The organism is Paraburkholderia sp. Clong3 (assembly GCF_050436485.1).
In the GTDB taxonomy this organism is placed as follows: domain Bacteria; phylum Pseudomonadota; class Gammaproteobacteria; order Burkholderiales; family Burkholderiaceae; genus Paraburkholderia; species Paraburkholderia tuberum.
On record NZ_JBNDMH010000003.1, the window covers coordinates 1,538,725 to 1,562,179 of the forward strand.

A 23,455-nucleotide genomic window follows, 5' to 3' on the forward strand; every position below is an offset into this window, starting at 1 on the left:
AAAGCGGGAGTGGCGGCGACGATTAAAAGCATGGGAAGCGCTGGTCCGGTTGCGTGGGGTCGCATGTGCTTGCGAGGATGAAAGCGCGCGGCGGGCGGCGTCAGAAGTTGATATTGGTCCGCACGCCGACGACGAAGGTGTTGCGCAGCGGCTGCGTCGGGTCGTTTGGGTTCTGGCCCGCACCGGCGTTGAATGTGTATTGCGCGTCGGCCTGCAACTGCCACCACGGATTGACCTGATATTGGTAGGTCGCCTCGAGCGTGGTTTCGCTGGTGCGCACGCCGTAGGGGCTGCCGTTGAATGCCAGGAAGTCCTTGTCGAGTCCGTTCACGTGACTACCGACCTTGATGTAGGTCAGCGCGAGACCGGCGCTGTCGTTGTCACGGCCCTTGAACGGCGCCTTCAGCACGACGCCGAGGTTGGCCGCGACTTGCACGAGGTTGCGGTCGCCCGGCGCGCCCATCACGCGCGCGAACACGCCGAGACTGCGTGGTTCGTCGGAGTCGGGGCGCCACACCATCTGATCGGCGACCGCATAGAAGCTGTAATTGCCGCTGTGATTCACCGGAATGCCGGTCGACGCCGGATTCGCGAGCGACAGCCCCATGTTGTCGTAGCGCTGATCGGCGAACTTGTTGGTGTTGTACCAGACGCCGAGCTTGTAGGTGCCCGGCAGACCGCCGCCGCCCGTGCCGACCATTTCGCCTTCGGCCGGCTGGTTGATCGAGTACTGCAACTCGCCGATCCACAACGCGCCGTTATGCAGGTTGAAGTTCGTGCCGCTCATGTTGTCCGGGTCGTTGCCGAGCGGGTCGCCCGAATACACGCCGGCAAGCGCGGTCAACGAAGGGGTGATCTGGCCGCGCACGCGCACGCCGAGACCCGCGAGCGGATAGGCGGGACCGCCCGACGGCATGTCGTACGAGGGCAGCGCGGGCCAGCCGAACATCGTGTTGAGGAACAGGGCCGCATACGTGCTCGTGATGAATTCCTGGTCGAGACTCTGCTGACCGATCTTCACGTCCACGCGCTTGTTCAGGAACGACTGCTGATACCAGAGCTCCCACAGACGCGTCGCGTCGTCGGCCTCGATGCCGCTCGCGGTATTCAACGTGCCGAGCTTGTTCGCGCTCAGGTTCGCGCCGTGAATTTGCAGTGCGCTGACGTTGAAGAGGCCGCCCGGCAGGCCGAACGCCTTTTGCGTATCCATCTGCAAGGTGGCGGTGGTCACGCCGTCGTAGTTGGCGCCGCGCGCGAGACCGCCGCGCAGATTGGCCAGCACTTCGCTGGTTTCGGTCAGCGTGAAGGTCATGCCGTACTTGCCGAGCCGCGGACGCAGGCCGCCCATGTCGCCGAGCAATTGCTGGCGGTTCCAGAGGCCCGTCCACTGGTCGGTCTGCGTCGCCTGAATGTTCAGGTCGGCCTCGGGCGCTTCCGGGTTCGCATCGGGATTGGCTTCGGCCAGCGCCGCGTGGCCGGTCAACGAGGCCCACGCGAAGGCCGTGCACAGTGCGACGCGCCGCATCGAAGGCAAACGCGTACGATGAGTTGCGCCGGGACCTGCGCAAGCGTCGCAAACCGGACGCGCATTGGCACGCGATCCGTTGAGTTGGGCGAACTTCATCGAAATCCTTATGAGTGTTGTTTCGATCGATGTGATCAATCTGCGACTGCCTGGCGCGACATCGCGTGTTGTCCCAGGCTGCCAAAGCGGCTGATGGCGTGATCGTACGCAGGCGTATTGCGGCAGTCAACACAAATGAGAACGATTCGCAACAATATTACTGGCATGTAATTCCCGGATTTACGGACTGCGCCTAAACTTTATGAGGACGTAAACAGATATTCATTGGCGCGTAATGAAAATGTATTGATGTAGTCAGGCCGAACGTGCGAAACGGCGAGGTGTCGAAGCGCACGAGTCACCCGAAAGTCAAAGTAAGGAGGTAGAAATGGGCAAGCGCATTCTTCTGGTTTCGTTGCTGGTGAGTGGTGGTCTGTTGCTGGGCGGCGCAGCGCACGCGCAGTTGAATCTGAAGCAGTTCGGCATCGGCGGGGGCGGCGATAGCGCGGCGGGTGCCGGGGCGTCGTCGGGCGGCGTGTCGCAGTTGCTGCAGAGTTACGTGGGCGCGAACCAGCAGGTGCTGAGCGGACAGTCGAGCCTCGCGTCGGCGATGGGCATGACGAGTGCCGCCGGCCAGGCGCAGCAGGCGGCGGGGCTGCTCAGCGGCGGCACGCCGTCGGTCAGTCAGTTGACGCAGGTCGGCAGCACCCAGCAGTCGCTGTCGCAGAAGCTGAACGATGCGTTCGCGAATCATGCAAGTGGCGGCGCGTCTGCGACGCCGGTCAACAAGGAAGCGTTCACGCAAGGTCTGTCGTCGCTCGGCAAGGGTGTGAGCCAGTATTCGAGCTTGCAGTCGGGGCTCGGCAGCCTCGGTCAGATGAGTCCGTCGTCGCTGCTGCAATCGGGCCTCAATCCGCAGACCGCGCAAAGCGCTTCGTATATCGCGCAATCGGCGCCGGGGCAGTTGCAGTCGCTGATGTCGACGCTGAGCTCGGCCGTGCAGTTCGCATCGAGCCACGGCATTACGGTGCCGTCGATCGCGACGTCGGCGTTGAAGGGCTTGTAGGCGCGTTTTCGCTTCGTCCCGCGCGCGGTCGATTCAGCGCCGAAAGCCGCTATGATCGCGTCGAACCCGCAGTCCAACCGGAATTCCGCCGATGTCCCACACCATCAATCTGGAAAACTACTTCGCCCGGATCGGCTATCAGGGCCCGCGCGCCGCCACGCTCGACGTGCTGCGGGCGATTCACCGGCTCCATCCCGCCGCGATCCCGTTCGAGAACCTGAACCCGTTGACGCGCCGGCCCGTCAGGCTCGAGCTCGAAGCCGTCGAACGCAAGCTCGTGACCGAAAAGCGCGGTGGCTACTGCTTCGAGCAGAACATTCTGTTCGCGAACGTGCTGATGCAACTCGGCTTCAGGGTCACGCCGATGCTTGCGCGCGTCGTGTGGGGCCGCGAGCCCGGCACGATCTCGCCGCGCACGCATATGGTGCTGCGCGTCGATATCGACGGCGACGCATGGATCGCCGACGTCGGCTTCGGCGCCGTGACGCTGACCGCGCCGCTGCGGCTGACCGCCGGCCTCGCGCAGCCGATTCCGCTCGGCACGTTCCGTCTCGCCGACGCGGGGCGCGACACCGTCTATCTCGAGGTGCTGGCGCCGGACGAGAGCTGGACCCGCGTTTATCACGTCGATCTGCGCGCAGTCGAGTGGATCGACTACGAAACCTCGAACTGGTACACCTCGACGTCACCGGATTCGAAGTTCGTTCATAACCTGCTGGCGTGCCGCGTGTTGCCCGAACTGCGCCTGGCGCTATTCAACGATCAGTTCAACGAGCGCGACGCACGAGGGCAGATCGTCAACGAACGGCGCCTCGCGAGCGCCGCCGAACTCGCCGACTGTCTGCGTGAGCGTTTCGGCTTGAATCTGGAGGACATCGATATCGCCGACGTGTTCGAGCGCGTGCGCACGCGCGATGAGGCCGCATGAGCCGACCGCTCGAGGGAGCCGCGATGGTCGCACGTCTGATCCTGCAATCGCTGGCGTGGCTGGTTTTCATGGGCGTGCTGCTGTTCGGCGCGGCCGGCACGCTCGCGTGGCCGGCCGCGTGGTGGTATCTGTTCGAGCTGGCGGTATTGAGCCTGTGGCTCGGCTTGTGGCTCGCGCGTCATGATCCCGCGCTGCTCGCGGAGCGGCTCGCGCCGTTCGTGCAGGCGCAGCAGAGCCGCTGGGATCGCGTGTTCATGGCCGCGATCGGGGCCGCGTGGTGCGGCTGGCTGGTCCTGATGGGTTTCGACGCGATGCGGTTTCGCTGGTCCGCGCCGCTGCCGTCGTGGCTCATGGGCCTCGGCGCGTTGTGCGTGTTCCTGTGCATCTTCATGTGCCGGTTCGTGTTTCGCGCGAACAGCTATGCCGCACCGGTGGTCAAGATTCAGTCGAGCCGCGGGCACAAGGTCGCCGACACCGGGCCCTACGCGTACGTCCGTCATCCGATGTACGCGGCCGCGCTGGTGTTCTTCGTCGGCACGCCGCTGATGCTCGGCTCGTGGTGGGGGCTCGTGGCGCTGCCCGTGATGGCGTACGGGATGGGCTGGCGCGCGGTGCGCGAGGAGCGGCTGCTCGCCGGGCAGCTCGACGGCTACACCCAATACATGGCGCGTGTGCGTTACCGTTTCGTGCCGTTTATCTGGTAGCGCGTTCCAGCCGTCTCCCAGCGTTGAACCGGGTAAGATTGGGCCCGGCCGTCGGAGAACCGGCCACGGTGTACCTCATGTACCACCGGCGAACCACCGATGAGGTTTGGAGTGAAAACAACGACACAGGCGCGTATAGCGCCCGCCGCACAAGCGGAGCAGAAACAGCATTCCGCCGAACGCGATCGCGATCGCGACACGCCGGTCAAGGCGATGCCCGCCTACGAGCAGATCAAACGCTACGTGCTTCAGCGCATCAGCGAAGGCGCATGGAAGCCGGGCGGGCTGATCCCTTCCGAAACGGAACTGGTCAAGGAGTTCGGCGTCGCGCGCATGACGGTGTCGCGCGCGCTGCGCGAGCTGACCGCCGAGCGCGTGCTCACGCGCGTGCAAGGCTCGGGCACCTTCGTCGCGCCGCAGCGGTATGAATCGACGGTGCTGGAGATCCGCAATATCGCCGATGAAATTGCCGCGCGCGGTCATCGTCATTCGGCGCGCGTGCTGACGCTCGAACCGAGCGACGACGCCGACGCGCTCGAAGCGCTCGGTCTCGCGAACGGTCCCGCGTTTCATTCGTGCATCGTGCACAGCGAGGAGGGCGAGCCGATCCAGTACGAGGACCGCTTCGTCAATCCGAAGGTGTTCCCTGAATATCTGCAGCAGGACTTCTCGGTCGAAACGCCGAATCACTACATGGTGCGGCTCGCGCCCGTGCAGCGCGCCGAGTTTCGCATCTACGCGCAAAAGCCCGACGCCCATGTGCGGCGTCATCTGATGATGGATATCGGCGAGCCGTGTCTGCTGCTGTGGCGGCGCACGTGGGTCGGCGAGAACGTCGCGACGTCGGTGCGGCTATGGCATCCGGCGTCGCGTTTTCATCTGGCGGGGACCGTCTAGTACGGTTTCGGAAGCGCGCGTTATCCCTGGCGCTGCGAGATGTTCGGCGAAAAACGGCAGCCGAGCCGGTAGCGCGAACCCGGATGCACGAAACGCGCGAACGTCACGGCGACGCCGCCCGTCCATGTGCGGCGCGTCAGCGTCAGGCACGGTTCTTCGGCGTGAATTTCGAGCAGCTCTGCTTCGGCAGGCGTCGGCAGCGCCGCGTCGACCACGTGTTCGAGATCGTGCATCGGCACGACCCTCAGCAGATACTCGGACGGCTTCAGCGCCGAGAAATCGTGCTGCAGAAAATCCGGCGCGACGGCCGGATTCACATAGCGATCTTCGAGCTGCACCGGCAGACCGTTCTCGCGATGCACGCAGATCACATGAAACACCGAAGCGCCCGGCGCCAGCCCCAAGGCGTTCGACACCGTGACCGACGCGGTCTCGCGCTGCAACAGCACCATATCGCAGCGATAAGCGTGGCCGCGCGAGCGGATCTCGTCGCCGATATGGGCGATCATCAATAGCGTGGACTGCGGCTTGTTCGCCGCGACGAAAGTACCGACGCCCGATAGGCGAGTGACGAGCCCCGCGTCGGCGAGTTCGCGCAGCGCGCGGTTGACCGTCATGCGCGAGACGCCGAGCGTCGCGACGAGGTCGAGCTCCGAAGGCAGGCGGTCGCCCGCCTGGCGTTCGCCCGAGCCGATGATCTGGCGAATGTGCTGTTTGACCTGCTCGTAGCGCGCGGCCGGCGCTTCGTCGCTGCCGCGCGCGATTTTGGCCGCGGCGCTGGCCGCGCTGGCGGACGATTTGCCATGAGGCTTGTTGCGAACGGCGGCGCTCATAGGGGCGGGGTGTCGTCGGGGCCGCGCGTCCAGAACGCATTGCGGTCGAAGTAGTTTTGCAGAAACTGCCGCAGACGCGGCTGCGCGGCATCGTGAAACACGTCGCGCGGTTTGCCCTGCACGGCGATGCGGCCTTGATCGATGAACACGACCTTGTCGGCGACCTGCGCGGCAAAACCCATTTCGTGCGTGACCACGGCCATCGTCATGCCGTCGCGCGCGAGCTGCTTCATCACCTGCAGCACCTCGCCGACCAGCTCCGGATCGAGCGCCGAGGTCGGTTCGTCGAACAGCATGATGTGCGGCTCCATCGCGAGTGCGCGCGCAATCGCGACGCGTTGCTGTTGACCGCCCGACAGTTTCGCCGGATACGCGTCGCCCCTGTGCGAGAGGCCGACCGTCTCCAGCATCGCGCTCGCGCGGCGGCGCGCTTCGTCGTGCGACAGGCGCCGCACGCGCAGCAGCGCTTCCATCACGTTGCCGAGCGCGGTCATGTGCGGCCACAGGTTGAACTGCTGGAACACCATGCCGACGTTGCGGCGCACGCGGTTGATCTCGCCCTGCGAGGCGCGCACGCGTTTGCCGTTGCGCTCGGCATAGCCGAGCAGCTCGCCTTCGATGCGCACGTCGCCGTGATCGTAGGTTTCGAGCGCGGCGAGGCAGCGCAGCAGCGTGCTCTTGCCCGAGCCCGACGGCCCGATGATGCAGACTACTTCCGAGCGCGCGATCTCGAGATCGACGCCGCGCAGCACCTCGACATCGCCGAAGCGTTTGCGCAGATCGCGCACCTCGATCAGCGGCGCGGCATTCGATGCGTTCGCCGCTGCGCTGGCGGACGGCGCGGAAGATTGCGCGGGGGAGGACATGTCGGCGATGGCGTTCATAGGTGTTCCGGAATCATGCCATGAAGCGTGCGAGGCGGGCTTCGGCCCACATGCCCGCGCGCGAGGTCAGCTCGACTAGAGCGAGATAGCACACGCACAGCACCAGCAGGGTTTCGACGAAAGCGAAGGTGGCCGAGCCGATGCCGGTCAGCACGAACGTCAGTTCGGGCACCGTGACGATCGACAGCACTGCCGTTTCCTTGCTCAACACGATGATCAGATTGGTCAGCGCGGGCACGATCAGCACCAGCATCTGCGGCGCCTGGATGCGCAGGATCGCCTGCCAGCGCGTGAGTCCGAGACACGCCGCCGCTTCGAGATGGCCTTTGGGCACCGACTGGAAGCCGGAGCGGAACGCCTCGGCGAAATACGCGCTGCCGTAGAGACCGAGGCCGACGATGCCGGCCGTCATCGGTTCGAGCGTGAGGCCGATGGACGGGCCAGCGTAGTACAGCAGAAACAGCTGCACGAGAAACGGCGTGCCGCGCAGCAACTCGATGTAGACACGCAACATGGCGCGCAGCCAGCGTCCGCAGAACAGTTGCAGCACCGCGATCAGAAAGCCGATCGCGAGACCGATTGCGACGCCCGCGGCCCAGCTGGCGAGCGTCGTCGCGAGGCCGGCGGCGATCGGCTGCAGGTTGTGCGTGATGACGGTCGGGTCGAACGTTTGCATGGCGAGGTTCGCTTAAACGTGAGTCGATTCAGGCGTGCTGCAAACGGTGTTCGGCCGCATGCGCGACCAGCGCGAGCGAACCGCAGATCACGAAGTAGATGAGCCCGGCCGCGACATACGCTTCGAGCGGCCGGTAAGTGCTCGCGGCGATGTTCTGCGCGGTGCGCGTCAACTCGGCGACGCCGACCACCGAGATCAGCGAGGAAGCCTTGATCAGCAGCACCATTTCGTTGACGAGCGACGGCAGCGTCAAACGGAATGCTTGCGGCACCAGAATGCGCCGCAGCGTATCGAGCGGGGAAAGCCCAAGCATGCGCGCGGCTTCGAGATGTCCGGGCGGAATGCTCAGAAAACCGCCGCGCAGAATCTCCGCGATGTACGAGGCCGAGCACAACGACACCGTGCTGATCGCGGCGACGATCGGCGACACGTTGATGCCGGCGAACGGCAGCAGGTAGTACACGAGCAGCAGCTGCACGAGCATCGGCACGCCGCGAAAGAAGAACACGTAGGCGCCGCCCGCGAGGCGCGCGGCGCGATGCTGCGACAGCCGCGCGGTGCACACGCCGATGCCGACGAAGAATCCGATCACGAGCCCCGTCAGCGAAATGCCGACGGTGGCGAGCGCCGCATGCAGCAGCAGCGGCAGGCCCTGAACGAAGACGGTCGTGTTGAACATGGGTCGCGGCCGATGGAAGGGGAAGGGCGACGCGCGCCGCGCGACGGCGAAACTATTGCACGATGCGGGACGCCCACGTTGAAGACGCTCAGTAGTTCGGCGTGGGCATCGTGGACGGCATCTCCATCGCGACACCGAACCACTTTTTCTGCAACGCGGCGAGGCGGCCATCCTTCTGCATCTTCACGAGCGCTGCGTTGAACGCGTCGGCGAGCGGTTTGCTGTCGGCGTCCTTGCGCAATGCATACGCGAAGTACACCTTCGCGCCGAACGGCGGCTGCACGACCGCGAACATCTCGGGGCGCTGCTTCGCGACATACGCGATGTTGGTCATCGAGTTCGCTGCCGCGGCGATGCGGCCCGCCGCGAGGTCCGCGTAAGCCTGATTGTTGTCGACGTACTCGCGGATTTCAGGCTGCTTCGGCAGCGTGGCCGCGTAGCTCTTCAGCTGGTCCAGCTGCGCGGTGCCTTTGCCCGCGCCGACCGTCTTGCCCGCGATATCCGACGATTGCTTGATCGACGCATCGTTCGCGCGCTTGAGCAGCGCGTCGGTCGCATCGGCGACGGGCAGCGTGTACGTGTAGCGTTCCATGCGCGCCTTCGTGACCGTCAGCGGGCCACCGACCATATCGAACTTGCCCGCTTCGAGACCGGGCAGCACACTCGGCCACGGCAGATCGATGAAGCGCACCTTGACGCCGATTTCCTTGCCGATCTGCGCGAACAGCTCCTTGTTGAAGCCGGCTTGCTGACCGTTCTCGAGAAAGTCGAATGGCGCGAACTGCATTTCGGTGCCGACCACCAGTTCGCCGGCTTTCTTCACTTTGGCGAGCTGGTCTTCGGCGTGCGCGGCGACGCTTGCCGCGCACAGCGCCAGCATGACCAGACGACATTTCCAGCCTGCAAGGATACGCATGGGGTTCTCCGGGGGCGAATTGGTGTTGGGTCGCCGGCGTGTCGAAGTCTTCGTTAGGACCCGCCGCGCCGGCGGCGCGATGCGGGCCTCGCTGGGCAGTATATACCGCGTTTCCGGCGAAAAATAAATGCTCGCTTGAGTAGAGAAAAGCCCTGATATCGAGGCGTGCGAAGCAACTTGCGGCGCTGCTTTTGGCGGTATATACCACTGCAATACCGATCCTCGAAGGAGCCGCGCGATGGCCGTGACCCGCATTCCGATCATCGATGTCGCCGGCGTGCGCGCGGGCGATCAGCAGGCGCTCCGACGCGTCGCGAAGGAAATTCATGAAGCCTGTACGACGATCGGTTTTTTCTACATCGTCAATCACGGCGTGCCGCAAGCGAAGATCGATGCCGCCGCGCAGGCCGCGCGCACTTTCTTCGCGTTTCCGGCCGACACGAAACGACGCGCGGCGGTCAATCATCGGCATCGCGGCTTCAATGCGCTTGGCGACGCGACGATGTATCAGGCGAAGCGGCCCGATTACAAGGAGTTCTTCAGCATCGGCCTCGAACTGCCGGAAGACGATCCCGACGTGCTGGCGGGCCAGGCACTACGCGGGCCGAACAATTGGCCGGACTTCATGCCCGGGTTGCGGCCGGTGCTGTATGACTATTACGAGGCGGTCGGCGCGTGCGGGGCCGATCTGCTGCGCGCGGTCGCGGTGAGTCTCGGCATTGAAGAAAATTTCTTCGCGCCGCGCTACACGAAGCGCATGCAGCGCACGCAAATGGTCTACTACCCGCCGCAGCCGCAGCAGTCGGACGAAGATCAGTTCGGCGTCGCGCCGCACACCGACTACGGCTGCATCACACTGCTGTGGCAGGATCAGGTCGGCGGCCTGCAGGTGCGCGAAATCGCCAACGATACGTGGGTCGAGGCGCCGCCCGTCGAAGGCAGCTTCGTCGTGAACGTCGGCGATCTGCTCGCGCGCTGGACCAACGACCGCTTCCGCTCGACGCTGCATCGCGTGATCAATGCATCGGGGCGCGAGCGCTATTCGATCGCGACGTTCTACGATCCGACCTACGGCGCGCTCGTCGATCCGCGTGAGCTCGGCGCGAGCGACGCGCAAAGCAAATATCAGCCGGTCGCCGCGGGCGACTATATCCTCGGCCGCATCAACGATTCGATGGGCTATCGCAAGAAACTCGCCGCTACCGCACAGTAAGGACCTCCTGCATGACAGAACCGAGCATCACCGACGACAAGACGACCCCGACCGCAACCGCACCGCTCGCGACGACACTCGAGGCCTTGCGCGCCGCGCTCGGCGTCGACGCGGTGCGCGTCGGCGAGCAGATCGGCGAACGCGCGCTGACCGACTGGACGCGCCACGAGCCGACGCGTCCGGCGGCGCTGCTGTTGCCGCGCACGACCGACGAAGTATCGCGTGCGCTCGCGATCTGCCACGCCGCGCATCAGCCGGTGGTACCGCAAGGCGGTATGACCGGACTCGCGGGCGGCGCGATCGCGCGCGCCGACGATATCGCGTTGTCGCTGGAACGCCTGAGCGGCGTCGAAGAGCTCGACGCGGCGTCGGCCACACTGACCGTACGTGCCGGCACCACGTTACAGGCCGCGCAGGAAGCCGCCGAAGCGGCGGGCTTCGAGCTGGCGCTCGACCTCGGCGCGCGCGGCTCGTGCCAGATCGGCGGCAATCTCGCGACCAACGCGGGCGGCAATCGCGTGATCCAGTCCGGGACCGCGCGCGACCAGGTGCTCGGTCTCGAAGTGGTACTCGCCAATGGCGACGTGCTCAGTTCGCTCGGCAAGATGGTCAAGAACAACACCGGCTATGACCTGAAGCACTGGTTCATCGGGTCGGAGGGCACGCTCGGCGTGATCACGCGCGCGGTATTGCGGCTGCATCCGCGGCGTGCGGCGCGTCATACGGCGCTCGTCGCGCTCGACGATTACGATGCCGCGGTGAGCCTGCTGCGCCGTCTCGCGACGCGCTTCGGCAACGACATCGGCGCGTTCGAGATCATGTGGCCGGACTTCTACGATTTCGGCGTGAAGCTGACCGGCGCGCGCTCGCCGTTCGATGCCGCGCATCCGCTCTATGCGCTGATCGAACACGCGGGCTTCGATGCCGACGACGCAGGCGAACGTTTCGCCGAGGCGCTGACCGATGCGCTGCAAGCGGGCGCGCTGTGCGACGCGGTGATCGCGCAATCTGTCGCCGATGCGCGCGCGCTATGGGCGATTCGCGAATGCACCGCGGAGTTTCCGATCAAGCTCGATCCGATCAACTTCGACGTGAGTCTGCCGATCGGCGAGATCGGCACGTTCGTCGACCGTTGCCGCGCGGCGCTCGATCAGCGCTGGCCCGGCAACCGATCGTATTTTTTCGGGCATATCGGCGATTCGAATCTGCATCTGACCGTGGATGGTCATTCGATTCCGGGCGTCGAACATCACGCGGTCTATGCGTTCGTCTACGAGATGCTGAGGCCGTTGCGCGGGTCGGTGTCGGCGGAGCATGGCATCGGTTCGCTGAAGCGCGAGTTCCTGCCGATTTCGCGCTCGCCGGCCGAGCTTGCCGCGATGGTCGCGATCAAGCGTGCGCTCGATCCGCGCGGCATTTTGAATCCGGGCAAGCTGTTCTGAGTTTCGATGAGAAGCAAATCAACGACTTCTCCCTCGCGTGCAAGTCCGCCATATTTTCACGATCAGCACATAAAGAACGATCGCCACAATCAGATCTATGGCCGTCATTGCGGCGATGTAAAGCAGTTCATAATCGGCCACTCCGAGCTTATCGGAGATTTCGATCAATATTTGCTGCTGCTCCAGCGTCATGGGTGATGGGTACGTGTGGACATATCGCACCGATAACAAAAACAAAGCCAAAAAAAGAAACAGCTGGCAAAGTCTACGGGCAAGTGTCGCCAATTGTCGTTACCTCGATCCATCCGTAAGCGTGTAGCCCTGAACTACCGGCCAGAACAGTCGGCGTATGCAGGAGCGCATGTCGAAGCCTGCTAAAGTCCGCGACGCTTTTCAGCGTGATACATCCGAATGAAACACCGTCGCCGCCAACCGGATGCAATCGGAAGTTACCGCGCTTGACGCCGTTCACCCAGGTCCAGTCATCGATTGTTCCGTTGTTCCGATAGAGGGCGAACCATTCGTCATGATGAGACGGATTTCCACGGGCAGCATTGTATGCATCCTTGATCAACGCCTGTAATCGCGATGCGATTCCGCCGGTCGGCCGCGCCACTATCCAATACTTCCCGGCTGGTAGAGGCCCCTTGCTCGCGGCCGCTGTACATCCCCCGCGATTGCGGTAAATGCCGTCACCAGAGAAAGCCGGGAACGCCCCTACACCGGGCACTACTAGCGTCAAGGTCGGCGCGTTATCGACTACAAATTTCCCTTGTAGAGGCATGATCAGGATCGCTCCGTCCAACTGTTCGTGAACTGGATGTTGCCGTCGATATAGTGCCAAGTGATGCGCTCATACGATAACCCGACCGATTCGACATGGTTAAGTTGAGACATTGCAGCGATTTTGGCGTTCGCCATTCCAAGATTGATGCCGACCACCTTCACACCCTCCAGCAACATGACAAAATAGACTCTTTGCGCCTCGCCTTTACGAGAGGGTCGATACTAACGTATTAATCGCGCCTCGTGATTTTGAGATAATGGTCGAACAAATCCACGCAATATTGCGACACGCCGGCTTCTATCAAAATCTCTTGTTTTATGCCTGGCTTTATTGTCCGAATGCGTGGCGCATCGGCAATGCAGCCGTGTCAATGCGCATTCAGATAGCCGACGATCAACGGATAAACATCGACCGCCGCGTTCTTGCCGAAGATGCAGTCGATATGCCCATACCCCGGGATCAGATGCCGCTCGTACGGCTGCTCGGGGAAGCGCTCGCGCAGCAGGTCGTAAGTGCGCGCGGTGCTGACCGGCAGATAGGTTTCGTTCTTCTCGCCGTGAATGAAGCCGATCGGCAAACGCATGCCCTCGAGTCCTTTCATGCCGTCCGCGCCGGTCAGATACACGTCGTCGCCGCGCGCATCGACGACCTGGCCCGCGCGCACCATCGTGGCCAGATGCTGGAACACGGCCATGTCGTGAATGCCGAACAGTTCCTGCAGGTTCGCATGCAGCGCCTCGTTCAGCTTGTCGTGCTCGTAGAGCAGGCCATACAGGAACGTCGCGCGATGACAGATCGGATTGCCGCAGCCCTCGCCGTGATCGAGCGGATAGAGACGCAGCGCTTCGTCGAACAGGTTCGCGGGCCACGAATCTTCCTGCGTATAGGCGGTGAGCTCGCGTATGCGCAGATGCTGCATCAGGTCGGGAATATGCAAGCCGGCCTTGATCCGTTGCAACGTGCCCGGCACCGGATGCGCGGACACCTGCGAAATCACCGCCGAGCGCACGCCGTCGAGTCCATGGAGAAGCGACATGCTGAGCGCGAGGCCGCCCAGGCAGTGGCCGAGTACCTGAATGTTCGGCGCGCCGGTCACTTCGCGAATCTTCGCGACGGCGGCGGGAATGTCCTCGCGCGCGACTTTGTCGACGTTGGTCGGCACGAGCACGCTCGGCAGTTCGATGCTGACGCGCAGATCGACGAGCCACACGTCGTAGCCCGACGCGTACAGATATTCGACGAGGTTGGTCGGTATCAGATCGGTCGAGAAGATGCGGCTCGATACGCCCGAGCCGTGGATCAGCAGGATCGGCTTCGCGGCTTTGCCCGCGGGCGGATCGCAGTAGCGCGTGAGCTTGAGCCGCGTGCGGTCGGGTGTGTCGAAGTACGTGACCTGCGGCGCCGGCGCGCGCAGCGTGCGTTTCGCGCGCGGCGGTATGTATGGATCGTAGAACTGCAGCGGCGCGGCCACGCCGCCGTATTCGGTGAACAGCACGCCCGCGAAGAACTTGCCGAACTTCAGCGTCCATTCGAGGCGCGTCTTCAGGTCGGGCGCGTGTGTGACTTCGAGCGTGCGCTGCTGCTTCAGGAAGTTTTCGGGCGTGATGATCAGCGTCGCGGTGCCGACGACGGGCGCATCGTCCTGCGCCGCGGCGCGAATCTCCGCATACAGCGTGTTGGTCTGCTCCCACAGGTTGATCGGCGACGTGCGCGTGATGATCTTCTTGCCGGTCAGATACCAGGTGTTGCCTTCGACCGCGTCGAGCGTCATCCGGTAGTTCATGTTGCGTTCGTCGACGTCGGATTCGTCGACGACGAACAGGTTGAAGGTGCCGTCGCTGATCGCCAGCGGTTGGGCGGACAGGGCGGGGCAGGTCAGGGTGCCGGCGGTGCGCGCGAGGTGATTCGGGTTGCTCAGCATGTCGGCGAGATCGTCGGACTCGACCGTCAGCGTGAATTCGATCGCGCTCTTCGCGGCTTCGCCCGCCACGCTGGGCGTGTAGGTGCCGACCATCGTCTCGGTGAAGCGCAGGCCGATCTTCTGTGCGGGCGGCGCGGCGGCGGTGCCCTTCGAGATGTAGTCGATCGACCAGTCGTGCGCTTTGGCGAGCAGCGCGCAATTGCGCTCTGCGAGCGCGGAGATGGTCAGGAGCGGATTGACGCCGAGCGACATCGGCATCACCGCGCCGTCCATCACGTAGAGGCCGTCGTGCACCGCGACGCCGGCCGTGCTGCTGAACACGCGGCCCAGATGATCGACCACGCCATGCGCGGCGTCCTCGCCCATGCCGCAGCCGCCGAGCGGATGCACGGTGACGGTGTGCCGGCCGGCGATCTTCGTCGAAATCGGGTTGCGCAGATATTTGCCGCCGAGCGGTTTGGTCGCCTCGATCAGCACGTTCTCGATGCTCTGGAAGATCGGCTGGCGTCCCGCGTTTTTCCATTCGATGCGCGCACGGCCTTTGTCGCCGACCGTGATGCGGCCGCTTTCGTCGTCGTGCGCCATCACGAGGTAGCTTTGCGTGTGATTCATCGCACCGTGGTACGGGCCGCGGATCAGGCTTTCGAGCGCACGCGCGTCATAACTCATGCGCTCGAGCAGCGACGGGGCTCCAGCCGCATCCACGCCTTCGAGCGGCGCGACCGCGCCGAGCATGCCGACGAGCGCCTCGCCGACCGCACCGGCCAGCGAGCCTTCCTCGATCACATAGCCATCCCTGACGTTTTTCCCGTCGGCGCGATTGTCGATCAGGCCGGTGATGGTCGGCCCGACCGGCGGAATCTGCCCCGGCTTGTGCTCGCCCCAGCCGACGCCGTTGATCGTGTCCCTGGTGTTGTATGCGAAGGCGAGCACGTCGCCGTTGCCGGTGAAATGCTGGCCGAGCATCTCCGACGTGCTCAAGCCCGCGTCGCGCGAGCGCAGCAGCAGCGCGGTCGAGCCGATCGTGCCCGCCGCGACGATGACGACATCGGCCAGCACGAACAGATCGGGGGCGTCGTAGCTTTCGCGGCCGAGCTTCACGAGCTGGAAGTTGACCTTCCATTGCTGCGTGTCGGGATCGCGCAGTACCGAATGCACGGCCGTGCCGGTGAAAATCTGCGCGCCGTGGGCGACCGCGTCGGGCAGATAGTTCATGTGGGTCGAATTCTTCGCGTCGTAGTTGCAACCGGAGTTGCAATCGCCGCAACCGACGCAGCGCTGCTGCTCGACGCCCGCCGCGTTCGGACCGTCCTTGAACGTGACCGTGATCGGCGGACGACTGAAGCGGTCGGCCATGCCGAGCGCCTGCGCCGATTTTTCGAGCGCCTGCAGCTTCGGCAGCGGCGGGAAGTCGTCGGGCACCGGCGACGGTGACAGCATTTTCCAGGCGAGCGCATAGCCGTCGTCGCGTCCGGCCTGGTCGGCGCGCAGCGCGGCCGGCCAGCGCGGGTCGTCCCACAGGCGCGGATCGGCCTCGAGCGCGACGTTCGCATTGATCAGAGACGTCCCGCCGAGCCCACAGCCCACCACCGCGTTGACGTCTTCATTTACGTGCACTTCGAGCAGCGCGAGCGGCGAACCGATCTGCGCCTCGGCCGTGTTGTACTGGATCTGCTCGGCGCCCTGCACGGGCGTGCGCGGATACTCGCCGGCCATGAATTCGCGGCCGCGCTCGAGCACGCACACGCGACGGCCCGCGCGCGCCATACGGCTCGCGGCGATCGCGCCGCCGTAGCCCGAGCCGATCACGACCACCTCGTAATGCCGTTGCAGCGCCGTCGGCGCGCTCGATAAGCGGTTCATCAGGACCACCTCGTCTGGAATCGGATGCGGGGAACGGAAGCTCGACTTCGGAACAAAGACGGCGTGCTGCGGGAGCTTTTTTATCGTAGGCGGAATATCGGCGCAAAAAAAGCGCGCCGTGGAGGGCGCGCCGAAGTCGTAGCGTGCGACGTTCAGTGCGGCACGCCCGGCCGGCCGTTGCCGGGTGTACCCGGCCGTACGGGCATGCGCACTTATCGCGCTTCTTATGTGGCCTGTTGGTTATCCGAACTATTACGCGGCCACTTCATTGAATTCGCTATCGCTCGATTCCGCCGCGAGCAGATTCAGCGCAACCAGAATCGCCGCGCGATTGTCGACGTCGATCTCGATGCCGAGCGCGTCGGTGAGCCAGCGGCCGAGCTCGGTGTTGGAAAATTCCTCGGCGCCGGCCGTCTTTTTCATGGTGACGCCGAGTTTGACGGCGCGATAGTGATAAGAGGGCACCCGATGCCGAGCCGCGACCGCCGAAAGCCCGCCTTTGCCTTCGGAGCACCAGCCGAGGCTGCCGGCCAGCACGATCCGCTCGGGTTCGTCGAGCCCTTCGATGAACTCGCGCGCCGCGCGCCGCACGCGCTGTTCGTCGAGGCCGTATTGCAGCAGCACGCTTTCCACCGGGTCTTCGAGCGCGTGCGCGTGCAGATCGATTTCCTGCGCGACGCCCTCGGTCTCCATCGACAGATTGCGCTGATGGCACGCGCTGCGCAGGCAGTCGATCAGATAGCGGCGGAAATACGCGCATACCGCGTAGCTGTTGGACGGTGCGCTGTCGGCGCGCGCGTTCGTTTCGGTGTGGCCGGGCGCAAGGCGCAACACCTTCGCGTAGATGAACTGAGCGACCAGTTCTTCCTTGTCCTCGCCGAGCGCCTGCAATTCGAGCGGGTGGTAGGTCCGCAACGCGCGCTTGACCAGTTCGACCATCGACACCATTTCGTCCGCTGAGAGCCGGGTGCGCCTGCGCCACAGATCGGGGAGGATCGCGTCGTCGAGTTGGCGGGCGAACTCGTAGCTCGGGACTGCGCCCATGGAAAACCTCCGTCGGTTGGCAGGGAGCGCGGCGAGCCGCGGCGCATGGGCCGCGAGTCGAGGGAAGGTGGCTGAAATGCCGCGCTGAAACGTGAATGCAGTATGGTTCGCGGCAAGGCCTTCGCCTATATGGATTAAGTGTTAGCCGATGGGTAAACTGCCGGGTAAACCTTCTGGTGGATTCCTGACGATTCGTCTGAAGAGCGGGCATTCGCCGTAGAATAGACCGCGAGGGCGGCGCGTTCGGTCGCCCGATTCGACCCGCGGTTGCCACGAAGCGCCGGAGCGCCGCCGCTTCGTCAGTATTTCGTCTCAACGAAGTTGCCATGCCCGCGCGATAAAGCTGCGTGGGATCGGCGTAAGCGCTAAAGCGCTCACGCCGATCGACAGAGGAGACCGCCCCATGCGGGCCGACCCGATCCAGCGTGCCATCGACGAAGACCTCGTGCGCGTGCTCTACGCGCAGGATCCGATCGCGTTCTTTTCGCACTGGTTTTCGATCGCGGTGCTGGTGGCGATCTACTGGCCGCATGTGCCGGCCCCGCCGCTGTTTATCGCGTGCTTCGTTTTTTATGCGCTCGCCAATTGCGCGGGCCTGGCGCTGTGGATTTGCAATCGCCGCTATCCGCAACTCGTCTCGCCGCGCGACTGGATCTATCTGCACGCGCTGCGCGGTGTGCTCCTCTATAGCGGGCCGGGCTTCGCGGTGTGGTTCGCGTTCCAGAGTCCGCAAACCGATCTGCCGTTATTGCATACCGTGATGCTGGTGACGCTCGCGGCCGGCGTGTTCATGTCGAATGGATTCGATCTCCTCAATTTTTCGACCTCGATTCCATTTCTGCTGCTGCCGTCGATCGTGCTGCATTTCGGCTCGCATACGTTCGATCGCACGATTCTCGCGATCGTGCTCGCGTTCTTCTTCTGCGCGATCAACGTCTACGCGATGAGCTATCGCAAGCTGTTTCGCCAGGTCGTGCAGGCGCGTGTCGATCAGCAATACCTCGCGGAATCGCTGGCCGCGCAAAAGCGCGTCGCCGAAGAAGCGAGCCTCGCGAAGACGCGCTTTTTCGCGGCGGCAAGCCACGATCTGCGTCAGCCGCTGCATGCGATCGGCCTGCTTGCGGCATCTCTGAACGATCCGGCGGCGACGTCCGCGCAGCACGCGAAGACGGCCGGGCACATCGTCTATAACGTCGAGGCGCTCAATCAGCTGTTCAACCAGGTGCTCGATCTCGCGCGGCTCGAAAGCGGCGTGACCCAGGTGATCCGGTTGCACTTCCGGCTCTCCGAGCTGTTCGAACGGGTCGGTAGCCAGTATCGTCCGCAGGCCGCGGCGAAGGGGCTCGCGCTGCGCATCGCGCCTACGACGATGGTCGTCTACGACGATCCGGTGCTGCTCGAACGCGTGTTGAGCAATCTGCTGTCGAACGCGGTGCGTTATACGGAGCAAGGCGCGATCTGGCTCGGCTTGCGGCGCGCGGGGCGACAGAAGGGCGGCTATATCGAGGTGCGCGATTCGGGCGTCGGCATGGCGCCGCAAGAGCACGAGCGGATTTTCGAGGAGTTTTACCAGGTCGAGAATCCGCAGCGCGACGCGCGTCAGGGGCATGGGCTCGGGCTGCCGACCGTCAGGCGGCTCGTCGGCCTGCTCGGCGGCGAGTTGCAGCTGCGCTCGGCGCCGGGGCGCGGCTCGGTGTTCCGCTTTGCGGTGCAGGCGGGTGACGCGAGCGGCATCGTCGCGAGTCTGAACGATTCGGTCGCGGGCGGCCCGGCCGCGCAGGGGCGGCGCGTGCTGTGCATCGACGACGAGCCGTCGATACTCGAAGGCCTCGCGAGTCTGCTCGAGCGCTGGCGGCTGCGACGTGCGCGGCGCGCGCGACGAAGCCGGCGCGCTCGCCGCGCTCGCGGACGGCTTCGTGCCCGACGCGGTGCTGTGCGACTACCAGCTCGCCAATCACCGCACCGGCGCGCAGGCGTTGAGCGCGATACGGGGCGTGCTTGCGCGGGAGGGGCACGGCAATGTGGTGACGCTGCTGATCACCGGCGATATGGCGTCGGCGGAGCTGACGGCGCTCGCGTTGCAGGGGATTCCGGTGCTGCACAAGCCGGTGACGCCCGCGCGGTTGCGGCGCACGCTGGAAATGCTGTGGCAGCAGGCGGAGCTCGATCAGGGGCGGCCGGCGGGTGCAGTGGTGTTGGGGGGCGGAGCGCCGGACGACCCACCGCCGTCGCCCGCCGCGGCCGGCTCGCCGCAAGCCGAAGCGGGCTCGGGGGCGCAAAGCGAAACGCAGCCTTAGAGGCTGGAAACCAAGACGGGTTGGGCTTGCGGCGCAGCACAAAGCGCTACAACGTCTTCCCGGCCTCCAGCCATCCATTGATTACGGCGATCGCCGTCGACCGGTTATGCACACCAAGCGCCCGAAAGATCACCGACAGATGCACCTTCACCGTGCCTTCGGCGACGCCGAGATCGCGCGCGATCATCTTGTTGGTCCAGCCGCGATGCACGAGCCGCATGATGTCCTGCTGACGTGGTGACAGGTTCTCCAGCAGATGCTGCTGATGCGGCTGCAGCGACGGTACCTGCGTGACCGGTTCGAGCTGCGGGACGGTGCCGGGGCCCGGCCCGCGGACGGCTTGCGCGGCGGCGCCCGGGGCCGGCACACGTGCCGATCCATCCGCATCGGTGCCCGCGCAGCCGGCCGCCCGCGTCTCGCGCGAGCCGAGCAGACTCAGCGCCTCCATCGGCACATAGGCACCGCCGGACAGCACCAGTTCGATCGCCTTCAGCATCACGCTGGCGGGCTGGCGCTTGGGGACGAAGCCGAGCGCGCCGGCCGCGAGCACCGCGCGCATCTCGTCGGGCGATTCCTCGGCGGACAGCACCACCACCGGCAGCGCCGGATTCGCCTTCAGCAGCGTTTCGAGCGACGTCGCGCCGCTCATGCCCGGCATATGCAGATCGACGATCGCCAGATCGTGATTCGCGTCGGGGCGCGCGGCGGTCGCAAGGGTTTCCCAACTGTCGGCTTCGTCGAACTGGGCGTCGGGATCGAAGCCGCGCAGCATGCCTTTGACGCCTTGCCGGATCAGTTCATGGTCGTCGGCTACAAGAAACTTCATGATGTCTCCGCGAGTCGAGCCTGTCCGTTGAGGGCTGCCGCCGTTGCGCATGCCGCAGTTGCAGGCTGCGCAGTTGCGCTGCGACGCGCGTGGCCGGCTGCCGGAATCGTTCGATGCGCTTCGTGATGTTAAGGCAGGTCTCCCGCGCATAGGTTCCGGCTTGCTACGTAGACGAGCCGCGCGCCCCGTTTTTGAAGCGCTGACGCGCCACGATCCGGAAGGTTATGCCCGCCGGATCGACACGGGTTCGCGCGCCGCTATCTGACCGCGAACAGCGTCGCATTCATCAGAAGCCTGAAGGCGAAGCCGAGCGACATCGCCGCGGTCACGCCGAAGCACCATAGCGCGATGAACCAGAGCCAGCCCGGCAGTTTGCGGCTGGGCGTTGCGGCAGTGGCGGTGGGAGCCGACGCACTGGCACCCCGCGTTTCAGTGATAGTGATGTTGGTCGCCATGACGCACCTTGCCTCGAAAGACCCAGTAACCCATCGTCGTATAGGCGACGATGATCGGCAGGATCACCGCCGCGCCGGCCAGCGTGAACGTCTGGCTCGAGCGTGGCGCGGCGGCTTCCCATAGCGTGATGCTCGACGGAATCGCATACGGCCACAGACTCACGAGCAGCCCGAGATAGCCGAGCAGCACGAGCGCCAGCGCGAGCGCGAACGGCGTGTTGTGATGGCGCGCGCGCACCGCGCGATGCATGAAAAACGCGCAGATCGCGACGAGGAACGGCACCGGCAGCAGACGGTAGAAGATCCCGTCATGGAACCAGCGTTGCGCGATGCCCGCATCCATCAGCGGTGTCCACAGGCTCACAAGCGCGATGAAGCCGAGCAGCACCAGCGTCAGCGGCCAGACCACGCGATGCAGCCGTCGCTGCAGATCGCCCTCGGTCTTCGCGATGAGCCAGCAGCAGCCGAGCAGCGCGTAGGTCGCGACGAGTCCGAGGCCCGTCAGCAGGCTGAACGGCGTGAGCCAGCCGAACGCGTTGCCGGCATAGGCGCCATCGGCGACCGGAATGCCTTGCAGGAACGCGCCGAGCACGATGCCCTGGAAGAACGCTGCGCCCGCCGAGCCGCCGATGAATGCGAGGTCCCACAGATGCTTCGTGCGCCGCGACTTCGCGCGGATCTCGAACGACACGCCGCGAAAGATCAGGCACACGAGCATGAACACGAGCGGCAGATAGAGCGCCGACAGCACGGTCGAGTAGACGACCGGAAACACCGCGAACAGCGCGGCGCCGCCGAGCACGAGCCAGGTTTCGTTGCCGTCCCACACTGGCGCGACCGTGTTCATCATCAGGTCGCGTTCCTTTTCGTCGGGGAAGAACGGAAAGACGATGCCGATGCCGAGGTCGAAGCCGTCCAGCACCACGTACATGAAAAGGCCCACCGCGATGATCGCGGCCCATACGACGGTTACGTCCATTTTTTCTTTCTCTCGAAGCGTAGGTTAGACGGCGTCGATCATCTGATCGGCGGCGGACAGCGGGCGGCGCGCGGTCTGCGCGGGCGTCGGCTGCGGCAGGCCGTGAGGCACGTCGTGCGACTTGGCGCCAGGCAGCGCAGGACCGGAGCGCATCAGCTTCAGCATGTAGTAGATGCCGGTGCCGAACACGAGGAAGTAGACGGCCACGAACGTCATCAGCGACAGACCGACCTGCTGCGTGGTCAGCGGCGACACCGCCTGCGACGTGCGCATCACGCCGTACACGACCCACGGTTGACGGCCCGCTTCGGTGGTGACCCAGCCGGCCAGCAGCGTGATGAAGCCGCTCGGCCCCATCGCGACGCACAGCCGCTGGAACCACTTCGCTTCGAACAGGCGCCCGCGCCGGCGCAGCACCCAGGCCGCGATCGACATCGCGATCATCAGCACGCCGAGGCCGGCCATGATGCGGAAGCTCCAGAACACGACGGTCGAATCCGGCCGGTCCTGAGGCGGAAATTCCTTCAGACCGCGGATTTCGCCGTCCCAGCTATGTGTGAGGATCAGGCTGCCGAGGTGCGGCACCGATACCGCGTAGCGCGTGGTCTCCGCCTTCATGTCGGGGATGCCGAACAGGTTCAGCGCGGTGCCGCCTTTTTCGGTATCCCACAAGCCTTCGATCGCCGCGATCTTCGCCGGCTGATACTTGCGCGTATTGAGGCCGTGCTGATCGCCGACGAATGCCTGGATCGGCGTGAGGATCAACAGCAGCCACAGCGCCATCGAGAACATCTTCTTGACGGCGGGATCGCGCCGGCCGCGCAGCAGATGCCACGCGCCGACCGCCGCGACCACCAGCCCCGCGACGATGAACGCCGCGAGCGCCATATGCGCGAGCCGGTACGGGAACGACGGATTGAAGATGATCTTGAACCAGTCGAGCGGCACGACATGACCGTCGACGACCTCGAAGCCCTGCGGGGTCTGCATCCAGCTATTGGACGCGAGAATCCAGAAGGTCGAGATCAGCGTGCCGATCGCGACCATCAGCGTTGCGCCGAAGTGCGCCCGCGGACTCACGCGCTGCCAGCCGAACAGCATGATGCCGAGGAAGCCCGCTTCGAGAAAGAATGCGGTCATCACCTCGTACATCAGCAGCGGACCGGTGATCGGCCCGGCGAAACTCGAGAAGCCCGACCAGTTGGTGCCGAACTGATAGCTCATCACGACGCCGGAGACGACGCCCATGCCGAAGGCCACCGCAAAGATCTTCGACCAGAACAGACAAAGATCTTTGTAGTAGGCCTTGCCGGTTTTCAGCCAACGCCATTCGAGAACGGCGATGAAACTGGCGAGACCGATGCTGAGCGCGGGGAAAACGATGTGAAAAGAAACGGTGAACGCGAATTGAATGCGCGCGAGATCGAATGCCGATAGTGCGGAGTTCATGATCCTGTTGTGCGTGATGGCCGCGTGAGCGG

The 23,455-nt window shown here is 64.6% G+C and carries 20 protein-coding genes and 2 pseudogenes; 7 read left to right on the forward strand and 15 right to left on the reverse strand.

Features of this window, described 5'->3' with window-relative positions; all coding sequences use genetic code 11:
- Nucleotides 1-100: 100 nt before the first annotated feature.
- Nucleotides 101-1,624, reverse strand: a complete 1,524-nt coding sequence (locus OKW30_RS30465; protein WP_429348437.1) for a carbohydrate porin — start codon at nucleotides 1,622-1,624, stop codon at nucleotides 101-103.
- A gap of 328 nt (nucleotides 1,625-1,952) precedes the next feature.
- Here OKW30_RS30465 and OKW30_RS30470 point away from each other — a divergent pair, with 328 nt between their 5' ends.
- From OKW30_RS30470 to hutC (OKW30_RS30485), 4 genes are all read left to right on the forward strand, one after another.
- Entirely contained in the window at nucleotides 1,953-2,630 is a 678-nt protein-coding gene (locus tag OKW30_RS30470) for a hypothetical protein (protein ID WP_429348438.1), read from the forward strand.
- Between the two features lie 91 nt (nucleotides 2,631-2,721).
- Nucleotides 2,722-3,558, forward strand: a complete 837-nt coding sequence (locus OKW30_RS30475; RefSeq protein WP_184069145.1) for an arylamine N-acetyltransferase family protein — start codon at nucleotides 2,722-2,724, stop codon at nucleotides 3,556-3,558.
- A 23-nt stretch (nucleotides 3,559-3,581) separates the two neighbouring features.
- A complete protein-coding gene (locus tag OKW30_RS30480) occupies nucleotides 3,582-4,262 on the forward strand; it encodes a methyltransferase family protein (RefSeq protein WP_187629829.1) in 681 nt (226 codons plus the stop codon).
- A 111-nt stretch (nucleotides 4,263-4,373) separates the two neighbouring features.
- Complete coding sequence (hutC, locus tag OKW30_RS30485) at nucleotides 4,374-5,159, forward strand: histidine utilization repressor (RefSeq protein ID WP_090806124.1); 786 nt, start codon at nucleotides 4,374-4,376, stop codon at nucleotides 5,157-5,159.
- A 20-nt stretch (nucleotides 5,160-5,179) separates the two neighbouring features.
- Here the strand turns inward: hutC (OKW30_RS30485) and hutC (OKW30_RS30490) are convergent, their stop codons facing one another.
- From hutC (OKW30_RS30490) to OKW30_RS30510, 5 genes are all read right to left on the reverse strand, one after another.
- Complete coding sequence (gene hutC, locus OKW30_RS30490; protein WP_184069149.1) at nucleotides 5,180-5,992, reverse strand: histidine utilization repressor; 813 nt, start codon at nucleotides 5,990-5,992, stop codon at nucleotides 5,180-5,182.
- Nucleotides 5,989-6,876: an amino acid ABC transporter ATP-binding protein gene (locus OKW30_RS30495; RefSeq protein WP_429348439.1), complete on the reverse strand. Its 888-nt coding sequence runs from the start codon at nucleotides 6,874-6,876 to the stop codon at nucleotides 5,989-5,991. Before OKW30_RS30495 ends, hutC (OKW30_RS30490) begins: the two co-directional genes overlap by 4 nt.
- A gap of 13 nt (nucleotides 6,877-6,889) precedes the next feature.
- Nucleotides 6,890-7,552 carry an amino acid ABC transporter permease gene (locus OKW30_RS30500; RefSeq protein WP_429348440.1) on the reverse strand — a complete coding sequence of 221 codons (663 nt, stop codon included), beginning with the start codon at nucleotides 7,550-7,552 and terminating at the stop codon, nucleotides 6,890-6,892.
- 28 nt (nucleotides 7,553-7,580) lie between these two features.
- Nucleotides 7,581-8,231, reverse strand: coding sequence for an amino acid ABC transporter permease (locus OKW30_RS30505; RefSeq protein ID WP_018420800.1), 651 nt, complete (start codon nucleotides 8,229-8,231; stop codon nucleotides 7,581-7,583).
- 88 nt (nucleotides 8,232-8,319) lie between these two features.
- The gene (locus tag OKW30_RS30510; protein ID WP_090806118.1) at nucleotides 8,320-9,147 is read right to left on the reverse strand and encodes a transporter substrate-binding domain-containing protein; all 828 of its coding nucleotides are present in this window, start codon (nucleotides 9,145-9,147) and stop codon (nucleotides 8,320-8,322) included.
- A 238-nt stretch (nucleotides 9,148-9,385) separates the two neighbouring features.
- On the opposite strand from OKW30_RS30510, the gene OKW30_RS30515 reads away from it, so the two are divergent.
- Complete coding sequence (locus tag OKW30_RS30515) at nucleotides 9,386-10,360, forward strand: isopenicillin N synthase family dioxygenase (RefSeq protein ID WP_429348441.1); 975 nt, start codon at nucleotides 9,386-9,388, stop codon at nucleotides 10,358-10,360.
- 11 nt (nucleotides 10,361-10,371) lie between these two features.
- Nucleotides 10,372-11,802 (forward strand): FAD-binding oxidoreductase, encoded by a 1,431-nt coding sequence (locus tag OKW30_RS30520; RefSeq protein ID WP_429348442.1) that lies wholly within the window; start codon nucleotides 10,372-10,374, stop codon nucleotides 11,800-11,802.
- Between the two features lie 18 nt (nucleotides 11,803-11,820).
- On the opposite strand, the gene OKW30_RS30525 is transcribed toward OKW30_RS30520, so the two are convergent.
- From OKW30_RS30525 to OKW30_RS30545, 5 genes and pseudogenes are all read right to left on the reverse strand, one after another.
- Nucleotides 11,821-11,994 carry a hypothetical protein gene (locus tag OKW30_RS30525; RefSeq protein WP_260336497.1) on the reverse strand — a complete coding sequence of 58 codons (174 nt, stop codon included), beginning with the start codon at nucleotides 11,992-11,994 and terminating at the stop codon, nucleotides 11,821-11,823.
- Between the two features lie 73 nt (nucleotides 11,995-12,067).
- Nucleotides 12,068-12,586, reverse strand: coding sequence for a DUF2778 domain-containing protein (locus tag OKW30_RS30530; protein WP_429348443.1), 519 nt, complete (start codon nucleotides 12,584-12,586; stop codon nucleotides 12,068-12,070).
- Between the two features lie 2 nt (nucleotides 12,587-12,588).
- Nucleotides 12,589-12,783: pseudogene (locus OKW30_RS30535) on the reverse strand (type VI secretion system tube protein Hcp); the annotation flags it as partial.
- Nucleotides 12,784-12,956: 173 nt separating this feature from the next.
- Nucleotides 12,957-16,373 (reverse strand): alpha/beta fold hydrolase, encoded by a 3,417-nt coding sequence (locus OKW30_RS30540; RefSeq protein WP_429348444.1) that lies wholly within the window; start codon nucleotides 16,371-16,373, stop codon nucleotides 12,957-12,959.
- Nucleotides 16,374-16,625: 252 nt separating this feature from the next.
- Entirely contained in the window at nucleotides 16,626-17,417 is a 792-nt protein-coding gene (locus OKW30_RS30545; RefSeq protein ID WP_429348445.1) for a hypothetical protein, read from the reverse strand.
- 403 nt (nucleotides 17,418-17,820) lie between these two features.
- Between OKW30_RS30545 and OKW30_RS30550 the strand changes: the two are divergent.
- Nucleotides 17,821-19,714 (forward strand): annotated as a pseudogene (locus tag OKW30_RS30550) (ATP-binding response regulator).
- 46 nt (nucleotides 19,715-19,760) lie between these two features.
- On the opposite strand, the gene OKW30_RS30555 reads toward OKW30_RS30550, so the two are convergent.
- The 4 genes from OKW30_RS30555 to OKW30_RS30570 all read right to left on the reverse strand — a co-directional run bounded on the left by OKW30_RS30555 (nucleotide 19,761) and on the right by OKW30_RS30570 (nucleotide 23,423).
- Entirely contained in the window at nucleotides 19,761-20,540 is a 780-nt protein-coding gene (locus OKW30_RS30555; protein WP_184069179.1) for a response regulator transcription factor, read from the reverse strand.
- 257 nt (nucleotides 20,541-20,797) lie between these two features.
- Nucleotides 20,798-20,995 carry a hypothetical protein gene (locus OKW30_RS30560; RefSeq protein ID WP_090806107.1) on the reverse strand — a complete coding sequence of 66 codons (198 nt, stop codon included), beginning with the start codon at nucleotides 20,993-20,995 and terminating at the stop codon, nucleotides 20,798-20,800.
- The gene (cydB, locus tag OKW30_RS30565; protein ID WP_429348446.1) at nucleotides 20,970-21,974 is read right to left on the reverse strand and encodes a cytochrome d ubiquinol oxidase subunit II; all 1,005 of its coding nucleotides are present in this window, start codon (nucleotides 21,972-21,974) and stop codon (nucleotides 20,970-20,972) included. Before cydB ends, OKW30_RS30560 begins: the two co-directional genes overlap by 26 nt.
- 24 nt (nucleotides 21,975-21,998) lie before the next feature.
- Nucleotides 21,999-23,423 (reverse strand): cytochrome ubiquinol oxidase subunit I, encoded by a 1,425-nt coding sequence (locus tag OKW30_RS30570; RefSeq protein WP_429348447.1) that lies wholly within the window; start codon nucleotides 23,421-23,423, stop codon nucleotides 21,999-22,001.
- Nucleotides 23,424-23,455: the final 32 nt, after the last annotated feature.